At 56.3% G+C, this 14,804-nt stretch carries 7 protein-coding genes; 3 read left to right on the top strand and 4 right to left on the bottom strand.

What is annotated here, in order from left to right:
* The first annotated feature begins 498 nt into the window (after positions 1-498).
* The 3 genes from R2A130_RS18785 (at position 499) to R2A130_RS17175 (ending at position 3,832) form a co-directional block, all read left to right on the top strand.
* Positions 499-1,971 (top strand): AAA family ATPase, encoded by a 1,473-nt coding sequence (locus R2A130_RS18785; protein WP_198008839.1) that lies wholly within the window; start codon positions 499-501, stop codon positions 1,969-1,971.
* Positions 1,972-1,976: 5 nt separating this feature from the next.
* Positions 1,977-2,891, top strand: coding sequence for an HNH endonuclease (locus R2A130_RS17890; RefSeq protein WP_009465480.1), 915 nt, complete (start codon positions 1,977-1,979; stop codon positions 2,889-2,891).
* 110 nt (positions 2,892-3,001) lie between these two features.
* Positions 3,002-3,832, top strand: a complete 831-nt coding sequence (locus R2A130_RS17175) for a GMP synthase (RefSeq protein WP_009465479.1) — start codon at positions 3,002-3,004, stop codon at positions 3,830-3,832.
* 143 nt (positions 3,833-3,975) lie between these two features.
* Here R2A130_RS17175 and R2A130_RS17170 read toward each other — a convergent pair whose 3' ends face one another.
* From R2A130_RS17170 to repA, 4 genes are all read right to left on the bottom strand, one after another.
* The gene (locus R2A130_RS17170) at positions 3,976-11,067 is read right to left on the bottom strand and encodes an SIR2 family protein (RefSeq protein ID WP_009465478.1); all 7,092 of its coding nucleotides are present in this window, start codon (positions 11,065-11,067) and stop codon (positions 3,976-3,978) included.
* A 187-nt stretch (positions 11,068-11,254) separates the two neighbouring features.
* Positions 11,255-12,691, bottom strand: a complete 1,437-nt coding sequence (repC, locus tag R2A130_RS17165; protein WP_009465477.1) for a plasmid replication protein RepC — start codon at positions 12,689-12,691, stop codon at positions 11,255-11,257.
* Positions 12,692-12,973: 282 nt separating this feature from the next.
* On the bottom strand, positions 12,974-13,933 hold the full coding sequence (gene repB, locus R2A130_RS17160; RefSeq protein WP_009465476.1) for a plasmid partitioning protein RepB: 960 nt from the start codon (positions 13,931-13,933) through the stop codon (positions 12,974-12,976).
* 106 nt (positions 13,934-14,039) lie between these two features.
* Positions 14,040-14,804: plasmid partitioning protein RepA (gene repA, locus R2A130_RS17155; protein ID WP_009465475.1), on the bottom strand; the 765-nt coding region annotated here is incomplete at its 5' end.

Here is a 14,804-nt window from a genome sequence, read left to right as displayed (position 1 = left end):
TTCTTCGTCGAGAACAGACGCGGAGAAGCTTACCAGAGCCTGTCGCAGCTTCGGGAAACGGAGCAGGAGTTACTGCTAGATCCCACTTTTCACCAACCGTCAGAACATCTTGAATTCAAACTGAATGGCCGTGTTGAATGGAAAACCGAGAAAGGCCACGCAACGGTCGAGGTTTTGGATCTCAACCGCGCGGAGCTTCAAAGGGATCGAGCTGCCGGAGTCGGCAGGCTTCTGAATCTGCTTTTCACGTCAACAAATCCAAGCTCAACAAGCGAATCCAGTTCCGGTGATTCAGAAAGCGCATTTTTTGGAAACGATCGTGCTCTAATTGATGGAACGTCGCCGGCAGGCAACGGAGCACATAGCGGATCAGCGACACTCGCAATCCTGGCTTACGCAAGAGAAGTTGGGATCGAAGCAAGCGATGAGGTTTCATTTTCAGATGCCTTCAGCGCTTTTGATTTTCAGGCGAAAGCACTTTTCGTAGAAAATGCCTTTATGGAAACTCGGAAGTCCGAACCCGACGCACCCCCACCGGAAAACCTGAGCGGTAAACCCCGCTTCAAATTCACCAAATCCCGCTCGACCTCCTCGTCAGCCCCACCACCTGAACGCGCGCCTAAAAAACCCTCCCGCATCCCGAACATACATCGGCTCGCTGCTGCCGACTCCCCCGTTACCGCCGTCAACATCCGCAATTTCAAGGCGCTTACCAGCATTGCGTTCGATCTCCCCAGCGTCGTGGAGGACGCCGAGCAGTCGCCCTGCATGATCCTGCTGGGGGAAAATGCGACCGGCAAATCCACCGTTCTCGAGGCCATGGCGCTGGCTATCCTTGGAACGGACGAAGCGGGTGAACTCGACGACCTGCTAAAGGATGAAGACCTGTCCCCCGACGATCTCATCCATCGCCCCGACACGAAGGCTCCTGAAGAAACGGCGGCCAGCATGTCGGTCGATCTCGTTTTCCTCGATGGGTTACATCGGACATCGCTCTATGCCGAAGCCGGTGACAAGCGTTTTTCAGGTGATGAGCGAACCTCGAAAATCGTTCTCGGCTACGGTCCGCGCCGCTTCTTCACCAAGCGTAAATCGCGTCGCCTGCGCGCGCCCGCCCACCGGGTGCGCTCGCTGTTCGACCCAATGGCGATGATCGCCAACCCGATACACTGGCTGGCCGATCTTGATGACCAGCAGTTTTACGCAGCCGCCCGTGCACTCCGCGAGGTTTTGTTGCTGGACAATGATGACGATTTCGAGCGCGACGCCGATGATGATGATGATGAAGGACGGATCTACATCACCCACCACGGTCAGCGCACGGCGTTGAAAGACATGTCGGTCGGCTACAAATCCGTCATCGCCATGGCCTGCGATATCATCCGCGAGCTGCTTTACCACTACGACAATCTGGAGTTTGCCCACGGGGTGGTGTTCATCGACGAGATTGAAACACACCTGCATCCACGCTGGAAAATGCAGATCATGCAATTGCTCCGCAAAGCGTTTCCCAAGGTGCAGTTCATCGTCACCACCCACGACCCGCTGTGCCTGCGTGGCATGTATGACGGCGAGGTCTTCGTGCTGCAGCGAACGGAAGCGGGCGACACGGTAGAAAAAGTGACCGACCTGCCATCTATTCGTGGCATGCGCGCCGAGCAGATTTTAACGTCGGAATTTTTTGGCCTCGGCTCCACCGATCCGAAAACGGACGCCATTCTGATACGCTTCAATCGTCTGCTGGAACGTCACGAAAGCCTCAATGACGATGAGCGGAAAGAGTTGGAGGCGTTGGGCGAACAACTCGACCGCGATCTGGTCCTCGGCTCCAGCATCGCGCAGCAGGCCCATTCTGCAGCCCTGAAAAAGCGCACCCGGAACACGGTGTCGCCAACAAAAGCTTCCTCGCCGCGCCGTAAGGATATCGAAGCAGCATTCCCCGCGCTGTTCGATATGCCGGGACAGGAGTAGCGGCGGTGATTTCCGTCAAACGCACCGCCTGTCCAGCTGCGCTGGACCCGAATGATCCGACGGCTGCTGGTCCGAAGGAACTGGCAAAACTGAAACAGAAACTGGTCGATGGCCAAAAGCTGAAGAGCGACGATTTCAACGCCTATTCAGGCAAGCCGGTGCGCAATGCGCTGGAAGAGATGTTTCACGGAAAATGCGCCTATTGTGAAGGCAAGGTGGCCAGCACGAACGACACTGACATCGAACATTACCGTCCTAAAAAGGGCGTCACCGAAGCCGGTGAACATGGCTTCAGGCACGAGGGTTATTGGTGGCTCGCCATGGTGTGGGAAAATCTCGTTCTGTCCTGCGCCCATTGCAACCAGATCAGGGCAAAACACATCATCATACCTGACCATTTGGTCACGGTCGAAGAGCTGGAAGCCTTTCTGATGGATCCGCAGCACAGCAGGGCGGGCAAGCTCAACGCCTTTCCCACCGCCGACAATAAATGGGTGATCAGTCCTGAGGAAGATCACAACACCGAGAAGCCGCTTATCATCAACCCGGTCGATATGGACCCTGACGAACATCTGGACTGGGTTCTTCACAATGGTGCTTCGCTTGTGCGCGCGAAAAACGGCAGCGCTGCGGGGGAAGCAACGCGGACCATTCTCGGCCTCAACCGCAGGTGGCTGGAGGAGGAGCGTCGCATCATGTTGATGGAAATGATCCTCGACCGCGAAGAGATTATCGAAGGCGTGAACGGCTGGCTGGAAGCAACCAATGAGGAGGCCAAAACCCTCAACATGCGCCAGGCCAATCACGGCATCAGGCGCTTGCAAAACCGCACCCTGCCACACAAACAATTCGCCGGTCTGGCCAAGGCCTTTTTCATATCCGTGCGGGACGAAGTGGCATCCATGCAGGCGGCTGTATGACGCAAAACGCCAAAACATCCATTCGAAGATTTCGTCAAATTACCATAATTACTGAACAATATTTTCTAAACACTACAAAAACATCGATATGATTGAGAGGAAACTTCATTATGACGAATTTCGACCATTCATTAGTACGGTTTGCTGTATGGAATTTGGCCGGCAACACCCCTCTCGATCCCGGTCGGGGCATCGGGGAAGCCAGCGAGAAAGCAGAGAACCAGGCGAAAGGTCTTGCTTTGCTGGACGCGGATTTCGTGACGCTGGTGGAAGTTTCGCCCATATCGCACATCACGTGGCTGGCCAGTCGAATGAAGGACTATGGGATCACGTACAATGTTACCATAAAGCAGCAACCAGACAGCCACCTTCATATCGGTTACCTGCACAAACCCGGTATCGACGTCTCCAACGCACGGTTTTTACCAGACTCCCAAGGCGAGTATAGAGGTGGCCGCCAAGCCTTTGCGGTCGATGTGGAAATTGGAAAGAAATTCGACGCTACCGTGATCGGCGTTCACCTAAAATCCGGGCGCCCGGCGAAACAGCAACAGATGCGCGACACTCAATGCAAGGTGATCGGTGATTGGATCACCAATCTGCAAGGTGAAGACGGCTACCGCCGTGATATGATCGCACTGATGGGCGACTTCAACATGATACCCGGTCAGGATGTCAGCAATTTTTACCATCTTGGCGGCGACGATGTCATGGACTTCGTATCCTGTTGGGATTTGCAGGACCGCTTTTCCCACATTCTAAAAAAAGGCCGAGCAAACCTGTTGGACGGTTTTGCCGTGTCTCGCAAATTCTCGAACGATTACGTGCGCGGATCGCTGCGGCTTTTCCCGATGCACTGGACGCTGGACATGGGCCGGGAGAAGTTCCGGGACAAAGTTTCAGACCACCTTCCTTTCGTGGCATCATTCAAAATATTCTAGCAGATTGCGCTATCAGATATGTCACCTCTAGCGGCACCGTCTGGTTTTTGTTTCGTCTCAAAGTCCAATCAAGTTCCATAATGAAAGTTATGCAACTTCCGCATAAACATACGCGGTAACGGGTTCATGCCGACGTCAGAACACTAAGGCGAAATTTCTCCGATCTCGTTGAGCAGGCTTTCGGCGCGCGAAATGGCTAACTGGTTGTCACTTCGCTTGGCCAGAGCGCTGGACTGTTGCAACTGCCGCGCCGCAGCGCGAAGCTTGCCGCGCTTGATAAGAACGCGGGCATGCACACTCATGGCGATGTTCAGCCGGAGCCCCATATCGTTACTGCGCGCCAACGCCATGGCCTGCGCCGAAAGGCTGCCCGCAAGCACGGTCTCGCCCTGGTCGAGCAGCAGTTCAGCACGGATGAGCAGGCACTCACATGCCAGTGTCGGCATTTCCATAATCTCGGCATAGTCTTCGATTTTGGAAATCCGGTCGAAAGCGTCTCCCAGCGGCGGCGGGCCGTCGGTGTTCTCTTTCGCCCGTTCCCGTTCAAGTTTGATCTGCGCCAGCCGTGACCTGTGCACCATATCCTCGTGGCCACCGGTTTCGGCAAAACCTACTGAATCCTGTATCAGCCGCGCTGCTTTCGAATAGTCACGACGCAGGCGGTGAAGATCGGATTGATGGCGGGAGAAGATGGAACATGCGCGGCTGTCGTTGAACACGCGCAGGCGTTTCAGCGCCTCTTTGTACAGAATGGTGGCGTCGTCAAAACCGCCCCTCATATGATAAACTAGCCCGCGATACCCCGTGGCAATCGCTGCCACACGGCTGTCGCCATGGCCGCTGCGGACCTCGGAATCGATAATATCCGTCAAGCGGCGGTCAGCGGATCGCAGTCGGCCACGGTCGATCAGCGTAATCGCCAGATTGAGCGAAATGCGGTTGTGCTGCGGTCCGCCCTGATCGCCAACCTCGATATCGGCATTCATGGAAATCGCCTGCCGCAACAGGGCAGCCGCATCGCGCAAGTTGCCCTGCGTGAGGCAGATCAAGCCGCACTCATTGTAAAGCCAGACGATCTCGTCGCGGTAACAGGCGTTGATCTGTTTATAGCCATTGATGCTGTCCGGCCGGTAATCGCGAAGATCGAACTCTGGCGAATCCACCCATTGAAGCAACTCCCACGCTTTACGAATGATCCAGCGGAGCTGGATCCGGTGGGTCTCAAAAAATCCGCGTGGCGGTTTGCGATCATGACCGCCGGGACCACTCACGTAATCATCGAAGCGCGACACCACAGCGACTGAAAAAGACGAACGAACAATCGACAAAGCTGCCCGCAAGGCCTGCACCCGTGTCGCGGTCGGTGCCTTATCGAACACCCAGCGACCGCTAGCCGGGTCTTTCAAAGATGTGTCGGGGTACTGGCTTAAGCTGGACACCAGCTCATTGAGAAAACTATAGCCTTCGTAGTTGAGACGCGGCAGTTCGGCCGGCATGGAGGCGAACAGCGACGGCGCAAACGGGTTAAGTTCGCCAAACTCGTAGGGTTCGGCACCCAGCTTGCGCATCACGTGAAGTTGCACCAGCCGGTGCAAAGCGTAGCGGGCTTCATTGTCGGGCTCGCGGTTACCGAAATGCGCTTTATGAAGTTTTTCTTCGCCGGTTTTCGGCTGCTTCAGCATCTTGTCCAACCGTTTTAGTCGCGGATGCGGGGCGATTTGGAAGACAAGACCACGGCGAACCAATGCGTCGAGCGCCTGCAGGATCAACAGGCTGCGCGGCAATACCGGTGGCGAGGGAAGCGTGTCGAAATATTTCCGCATCTGCGGCGCACGCACCAGCACATCGACGCTGGTCGGCGTGCCGATAACAGCCAGATGGCGCAGCAGGATATGGTGCAACCGCATATCAACGGCGGGAACACCGACCCGGTGCAAAGGCTCATAGGCATCAAGCACATGGTGCAGCACCACGCCTTCGCGACGGTCCAGTCCTGTGGCGCCCACAGCATCTGCAGTGGAGCGGATGAAGTCTTCTGCACTGTTTGCAGCGGCCAGCATCTGCGTGTCCTGCCAAGGCTTGTCATTATCCGCATCGAAGGAAGCGCTTTCCGCACCTGCAATGGCAGTCCATTCAGCCGCCGCCAAAATGATGGTCATGCAGAACCGGTTGCCGCTGAGTTTGTTGCGGATCTGCTGCCATTCGCGCAGCGACTGGCGGTCCTCACGATACCGCTCGCGCAGAGCATCCCGCAAGGCATCGCGGTGACGGGAAGTTCCGATTTCGTGAAGACCGAGCTCTGTACGGTGTAGTTCCGTGAAGGCCGGTTTGATTGCTTCAACAAGGCTTTTAAACGTCTTGTCGTTGATGTTGAGAACGAACTCGTTCGATTTCCGGTCAGCGCTGTTAAACGTCCGGTTTTCGCTCAGAACGGGCCAGGTATCCCGACTGGTTTCTTCGATCTTCTTCTTAACTTCGGCAGCGGCTTTTTTAGCTTTCTCATACTCTTGCTGGGAACGGGTGCCCTGCTTGGGATGGGTCGCATATTTGATGAACAGCAGGCAGGCGAGGACAGGGAAATTATCGATCAGAAAATTTTCAGGCGACATCATGCGGGCAAAATGGACGTTGCATGTGTCCTGTGTCGTGATGGGGTAGTGTTCGCTGTTGATGTTACCCGGGTCGATCTCCACATCGACCGCACCATGGGCCTGTGAACCATTGACCATGTTGCCCATACGGTCCGGTAACGGCCCTGCTTCGGTCAACTTTGCAAGATCGATGCGTGATCCCACCTCGCGGCGGCGCACATTCGTAATCCCGCTCAACGAAATATTCTCGCGCACCATGGGCACGAATGTCAGCGGGTTGGGGTCGCGCAAAGCAGCCGGATCGCTGCCACTATCTTCGTTTTCATCGCGTTGGCGCGCGATCAGAGGTTCGCCCAGATAGGCCTCATTGGCGATGATCACCAGATCGAAGGGTACACCACGGACACCACGTCCCGTGAGCAGTTCAAGAAACTGGTAGATTTCGCGGTTCTTCACAAATCCGCTGCCGCCGCCCTTGGTGCGGTGGAACAAAAGCTCGGCTGCATTGATGGTAAGGATGAAACGCGGCGGTGGAACCTGAACGCCTTCTACCTCTTCTTCGGCGATCTTACCGGCGTAGTGCTCAATACGATTCAGCACTGCGCGCAACCGCTCAATGCGCGGAAGCGGCTTGAGCATGTTGTGCAGATATCTACCAATCGTGCCTTCTGTTTGGATGTCGAGCTGATCGTTCAGCGACTGACAATTGCGCTTGAAGGCTTCAAGATAATAAAATTTCTGGAGTTCATTGAAGTCATTGTCTTTGCGGACATCGATGTGTTGCCGTGACTGTCGTGCAGCTATGGCAACAGCAAAAAGCTGCGGGATGTCATTTGAATCGCCTTCTGCGCACTTATCGAAAATCCATTCCAGCACCGCACAGTGCTCGCTCAGAGCCTGAATGATGGAATCGTAGTTCGATGCCACTTCTGATGAGAAACTCAGATTGGCGAAAAGTGCGCTGAGATAGGTGGGTGGCGTATCAGTAGCTTCCGACCACGAGCTTGCAATATATTGTCCCAGCCCGATGCGGGCATAGAAGGCGGCAAGAAACGAGCCCTTGCCGATGCCACGGTTGGCCGCCACGAGATGATAGCGTCGGCCATTCTGCAGGGCGGGAATTTTTTCTCCCTCTCCCTCTTCCGAGTCCGTGCCGTGTTTATTCTGAGCCTTCTTGGCATTGTATGACGTTGAAGCATCGATCCTCGTGCGGTTCTGCAGTGCGAGCAAAAAATGGTCAAAGGCCCGCACTCCAGTCGGCCTGGAGGGGTCACCTGTTTCAGGCAGAGGCACCGGCTTCCAGTCGTGAATCTCGACTCGTCCAGGAAAGGAAGTGATGATGTTTTCAACGTCGTGGCGCAGGTAGCTGGTGGGCACCAGCACCCTGTCGACGCCATGCATCATCGCAATGACATCTGCAACCGGGGGCGATTCACGGGCGAAATTGGCCACCCGGTGCGGCGGGCTTAGCGCCCAACGCTCCTGCCATAACCGCCAGTCATCATGCAGCGCGTCCAGCGTCTCGGTCTGGGCCGATGTCAACGCCGCATTCAACGCACCGTCGAACATAATTCCGCGCGCCCGCAGGTCACGGATCGATGAGCGGAGCAAAGTTCGAATTTCATTTCGAAACGAACCGTTAAAGCATTCAATGCTCTTGATAAATTCTGTCAAAAACACCTTTGGGTCGATGACCGCATCCTCACCCAGACCGCATGTGGTTTTCAGACAGGACCAAAAATCATCGTAGAGGTACATCTTAACCAGTGTTGCCATAGCCGCTCGCTCAAAACGCAACGGGCGGTTACCAAATTGCGAGCCGCGCCCCTTCCGGCTCTCACCTTGGGCCATGTCACCTTCAAAGCGGATTTTTGCGATAGAGCCGCATTCATTGATGAGTTCGAGCAGTTTTTTTGCCTTTTTCTTACGTGTTTCATCGTCCACTTCACGAAATAAAGGCTTACGGTCGAGTCCAAACAGAAGCGCCAATGCGGAGCGCTCATTTGATTCTTCGACACCAGCGGACTTAAGTTGACCACCTTCATCTTTGACCGGCGAACGCTCTAATACACCTGTGTGAACGCCTAGCGCAGCATCCAACGCCAAAAGTTTCCCGATTGGATCCCCCTCCAGAAAGAACGGGTTACCAGCTGGATCTTCGAAGCGGGATATGACATCCGCAACGGCTTTCTCCGCCTTCTTTTTATCGTCTTCAGCGGTATCACCGTCGTGGTATTCCAGCATTTTCACCAGCACCGTGCTGCGCATATCTGCGTCGTCTTTCAACGTTCTTTGCAACGTGGCGAAGCGGTGCAGCCAGTCAAATTCTGCCACGAAACCCTTTTTTGTTTCGTCGGGATTTTTAACTTCCTGCCCCATCTCAACCGTGGCGTCACCGAAATCCACGGCATGAACGCCGTAGCGCAAAAACAGTGTGCCGGCCCGCGAGGCCCGCTTTGAACGGCTGCCGGTGGCTGCCAGCATCGCCACGTTGTGGCGCGCCCTTGCCCGCGCATCGTTGCTCATAAACTGGCGGAACGGCCGTAGGATATCGGCCTCTTGCATGCCCAGACCGAGAAACAGCATAGGTCCGGATGAAAACGCGGTTCGGATGGATTCATTGACTGTATCGGTGTCGGCATCCTCGCGCAGATACATGTTCATGTAATCGCGTTCGGTGACGACCAGCTTACCCTCCAACGTCGCCTGTCCATGCAGATGGAACACGCTGGCATCAGCCGTTTCTGTGTCCAGTGCGAAACCGATCAACTCGTCAGCACGCTCCCGCTCGAAAGCCCGGTCAACCACACGACCGCCCAACCCGTCACTACGGGAGGCTTCACGTGGCAACAGCTTTCCAGCCTCGCCATCGATCAATTCCGGTTCCCCGAGCCCCGAATATGCACGATCTTCAAAAAGCCGTTCGATTTCGAAGTCATAGTTGAGCGTCAGATAACGGTTGATGCCAAGCGGCAAAGCCAGCTTTCGCAGCGGGTCGAGTTCCGGTTCCACGAGAGAAAGCCTCGACTGAAAGTCATCGGCCTTAACCTCTTCATGGTGACGTAAGGGGCTCAGCAACGAACCTTCTTCTTCCACTTTTTTAAGACCCTTGTCGCCTCCATCGTCCTTGCCCAAGGCCTCATAGGGGTTTTCATACAGGCAGTAGATTGCTCCAACGACATAGCGATGGACCGGCGACACGAATTGGCGCGGTGGCACGGTACCGCCTTCATCATGGTTTTCGCGGGTAACCGCGTCTCCAGCTGCTTCCATGAGTAAACGCCAACGGGCCCTGCTCTGCTCCGGCAGTCCGTTCACAGCCTCATCGCTGGCTGCAGCCAGATCTTTCACCACCTCAGACTTGAAATGCCCGAGCAGTGAAAACCGCTTGGTTCCACCGCGCTCCTGATCGCGCATAAGCAGAAAATCCCGACGCAATGCCTTCTCATCGAAGGTCGGATCACGGTCCAGGAGAATTTTTTGAATCCGGTACTCTTTAGAGTCCGACGCCGTATTCAGCTTGCCCCTACCTTTGTCTGTTCCGTAAGCAAGGCCGTCCCTCAGGATGCGAGCCGCATGAGGCGCTTCGTCGACAAGCAGCATCTTTGCAACATCTGCAAATGGCAGTTGTGACTGCGGCTGGCCTGACAGCTTTACATATCGATGTCGCATTTTGGCATAGGTAAACGCCAAGTCCGCCCACAACATAGCTTTAGTTTCAAGAAGGTCTGCTGACCCCAGCTTACTCACCTCGTCCAATAGGTTTATCAGCTGAACAACCAGATCCCGGTTTTTCTGTCGCCAACCTTTTCTCACATTCACTGGTGGAGCAAATGGACCACGATCGTACATAAGGTGTGAGGCCCCACTCTTCGCCCGATCGTCTTTCCAGTTCTTCGTGACAGCTTCCCGGTCCGAACCATCATCCTCTTTCAGCTTAAGAAAATTCTCCTTCAGGCTCATCCACATGAACCCGTCGCGTTTTTTTAAATCCAGCAGATCGGAGCTCTGACGCAATAGATCGTGAAGCTGCTGAGCCACTTGAAAGCGTACGGGGGGTAACTCACCGCCGAATCCATCCGACTCGTCGCGCATATGCTTGAAAGTCACCTGCAGCCCGGCAATTTCTCGTTTACGGATGTCTAAGAGATCGCGCCGATGCTGCAACACGGAAACGCGCGCGTTTATCGTCATCAGTGGATCGGGGTCCAGCGCGGACCACCCGCCTCGAATGTCTTTTTTTGCAGAAACTTTCTGCAACTCCGATTGCAGCCATAGCGTACAATCGAGAAAACACTCGAGCCACGCGATCAGCGCGTCGGCACATTTACCGAACTGCGTTGCTTGATGATCAATGCGGCCAAGTTGCTGATCCTGCCAGCCGTTCCACGACAAGCGCCCGTAGGCCATCGGCACACCGGAGCCTACGAAGGCCACCAGATTGTTATTGCTCAGCGCCTGATAAAGAATTTGACGACCGCGCGCACCGATCAGACCGGTATCGAGTGTTTCATCGATACCCGTGAGGGTGTAAGGCCAACGCCGAAGTTCACGTGCAGCCCTTTGAGCATCGTTCTCGGCAACAAGTTTCGGGTCGGGTTTATCAGTCGCACCATCGTTACCGACGCCAGTATTCTTCGTCATGCCAATCCAGCCCGTATGCCGGGCTCAAACGTGAGCACGCCCCTGCTCCGTCTTCATCCCTCCCAAGATAGTTAAACAGAACGCAAATCGGAATTTTCGTCAAGCAACGAGCTGCTTAATTCATCACGGCGCACTATATCCATGAGATTGTTCTCGCTACTTCAGGAATTCGGCGAGAGCTATATTGTCATGCCCCCAACGCCTTCAACATCGGGGCTAGCGTGAACTGTCCGGCTTCTGCGCGACCGGTGAGTGCGCGCAGGTAGCCACCGGGAGATTTGATCTCCTCGGCACGTTCGAGCATCGCCGCGATCACGGTTGCAGCCGCCATTTGACCCATGATCGAGACGGCCCGCTTCCACGCTGATGGTGAGACACCGAGCATCGTGCGGACCAGGTCGGCAGCGGCCATCATGTCCTGCCAGTTTCTGATATTGCCCCCACCATAGGCGATGATCTGCGGGCAGGTGGACAGCACGGAAGCAAGGCCCGGCGTAGCGAGGCGCGTCAACCGTTCCGGCCCAACATCGACAGACCCGTCTGCGCGTTCGGTTGATTGAGCAGGTCCGGAATCGCGGCGGCCCCCTTCCCCATCACCCCCGGTTTCATTTCTCCGTGGGTCGGCGTTCAGCGACTTTACCTCCGGCGCATATGACGCTTCAGGTTTCCAATCTTTACAGGCCATTTCATCAATTGCAGTGCTTCGACCGGAGCTGTTTTCACTATGCTGCTCGGTCTCACGCTTCTGCGCCTTCTCTTGGCTCTTAATCAGATTGGGTTCTGCTTTTGAATTCTGAATGTGGCGCTCGATAATGACGTCATTGGCGCTCACTTCTTTGTTTTGTTTCTCTGCATGAGCATCAAGATCCGCGCTGTTACAGCCGTCCAACCAGGCGCGTTCGACGAAAACGTGGAGACGGGCGAGGCCTTCGCGGCGGGGTTCCAACTCCTCCAACGTCGCGTTGCGCGGCAAGCGGCCGGAGAGCCCGCCCAGATCATCAGCAAGGGCTGACCATGTGTCCGTCTGGTCCTCACGTTCCGACAGGCCGGCATCGACGATATTGCGGATGTCCCGCAGGTGGCAGGTGATGGTCGCCCGCATGCGCCGCAGGGCGCGCGCGGCACGTTCTGCCTGTTCGGCAGCTTCATGAATATCGGTGGCCGCAAGCGCCAGCGGGGCGAGATCGAAGCCGTAAGCCTCCGCGATCTGTCCGTCCGTATCGCGGGCGGCGTAGCGTTTGCCGTTGGGGCTGTCACGGCGCGTTACGAGGCCTGTATGGACCAGCGTAGCGATATGACGGCGCAGGGTCGCTGGTGCCATGCCCCGCGTTCTCAAACCGAGTTCAGCGTTGGAGGGAAACACGATAATCGGCTGTGAGCCATCCAGCTGTTTGGACGGGTGAAACGACAGCAGCGCCTCCAGCACGGTGATCGTGCGGTCGGACAATGCAAATGCAATCCGCGCCTGTGTCAGCGCCCGCAGCAATTGCCACTTGTCGAAAGAGCCACGCTCATTGTTCCCCTGCTCTGCTTTCTGTTGCTCTTTCAGCCTCGCTTGGGCTGCAAACAATGCGCCATCAAAGGGCGAGCGAAAGGGTGTCGTCGTGTGACGAGAATGTTCCATAGCGTTTTACCGGCACCGCAGCCGAAAGGGTTCAGCGGTTACTCGACGCTGACAAACACCCAAAAATTTGCGTGCAAGTCTCCAGCCACGAACGACACATAAGCGTCAGACGCAGTGGCGAGGGCACTAACGTGCCCTTGACAGCGGAGTCGGAAATTGATTCACCTTGCCTTGCTACAGACGAAAGGGGCTTTCCGGAACGTGCGCGTTTTGGGAGGCCTTTTTCTATTGCGGGTCTGTCCGTCTCCTTATGGTTAATCGAAAGTTACCGAAGCCAATCGCCTAATCTTTATGGTTGGCAATCAGGTTCCGGATGGCGTCGAGCAAGGCGGGGGCAGCCTTGCTGTCTATGGTGATGGTGGGGCGCGCCGGTGAGCCGGAGATCGTGGCGACCCCCCTGCCCGCAGCGTTCTTCAGCGTCTCGGCGTCGGGCTTATTTGTAACTGTGACGGCGTCCAACACGCGGGCGAAACGGGCGTCGCTCCCCTCGCCTTTGAACGGTCCGCTGGTGATAATTTTGCGCGCTTTGGCCCGTGCCGGTGCCGTGTCCAGCGCCTTGGCCAATTGCTGCCAGCGGGCGCGGCCCGCTTTGGGTGCGGGGCCGATTGCTGTGGCCGCCCATGCGGGCACCGAGGAAGCGACCGCCAGCATCCGCGTCATGTCTGCTGCGTGAAGCGCCAGCGCGCGTTGAATATCGGCGCGGGAAAAATCCATGGTGACAAGTTGGGCGGCAAAGCGTGCTTTCTCGATGAAGGACAAATCGCGGCGCAGCGCATTTTCACGTCCCTGCGCCAACACCAGCTCACCGTCCGACAGATCGCGAATGATCGCTTTCACGGCAATGCCCGCTTCACGACAGGCCGCGATGCGGCGATGGCCATAGGCTGCCTGAAAACGTTTCTTTTCGTCCGGGTTTGGCCGCACCAGAACCGGCACCTGCTGGCCGCCATCACGGATGGATTCCACCAGCTCGGCAAACCCATCATCACCCGGTTCGGTGCCTGCCAGCCGGTCGGCGACGAAAGCGCTGTCGATCAGGTCAGGATCGAGCTCAACGATGCGCTCCCCCTGCCCCGCCGCATCGTCCAGTTTACGTTCCAGCGACCCCAGTTGCAGGCCCATTGCCTTGACCGCGCCGGCACGCGTGGGGGCTTTAGTTTCCGCTTGCGGCTCTGTCCCATCACTCTCACCGGCAAACATGGCCTTCAGCGCATCGCGGCGGTCTGTAGGTTTACGACTCATCGGGCGTCTCCCGTAACATCAAATAGAATCATCATCGCACCAACCTGTGCCACCCAGCCGAAGCGGGGAGAGATTTGACAGCTGTCAATTCTGTGCGCACGCAACATCACCCCTGCCCTCCCGATGTTTTGGTAACGGCACCCCTGCCCCAGCTGTCGCGGATCAAGGTTTCAATCTCCTCGTTGACAGCTGTCAAAGCCTCCATGGCACGGTCATAGGTGTTGCGTGAAAAGTTCTCGCGACCCACTTCATAGAGCGTCTGCTTGGACAGACCCGCATCCGATATGGCGGTCGATTTCACCATGGCATTGGTCAGCACACGGTCACCGAATTGCGCGCGCAGGAAACCGGCGATTTGCGTTTGCGGCCCGTCGGCTGGTTCGTAGCGCGTCACAAGATAACGCAGAAAATCGAAATCCAGAGTGCCACCGGCTTCGCGCACAACGGCCAGCAGATCAGCGGTCATGAACAGAAACTGGCTCATGGATGCCACGTCCAACATTTGCGGATGGATCGTCACCAGCACCGAGGTGGCCGCACAAAGCGCGCCAAGGGTGAGGAAGCCAAGCTGTGGAGGGCAATCCAGCACCACCACATCGTAATTGTCCGAAACCGAAGCGATCGCCTGCTGCACGCGGGCGAAGAACAACACGTCGTCGCTGCCTTTTTTGCGGGTGGCCAACATGCGCGGCGTGGTGTGTTCAAACTCCTGCAACTCCAGATTGCCCGGCACGAGGTCCAGCCCGTCAAAATAGGTCGGGCGGATGATCTCCGACAGCGGTCGCCGTTGGTCGTCATAGCGGATCGCACCGTAGATCGTGTCATTGCCCGCCAGATCGAGTTCAGGCTGATAGCCGAACAGCGCGGACAT

Origin of the sequence: Ahrensia sp. R2A130 (assembly GCF_000179775.1) — a bacterium.
GTDB lineage: Bacteria > Pseudomonadota > Alphaproteobacteria > Rhizobiales > Rhizobiaceae > Pseudahrensia.
Note: the sequence above shows the minus strand (reverse complement) of the source record. Positions and strands in the feature narration are given on the sequence as shown.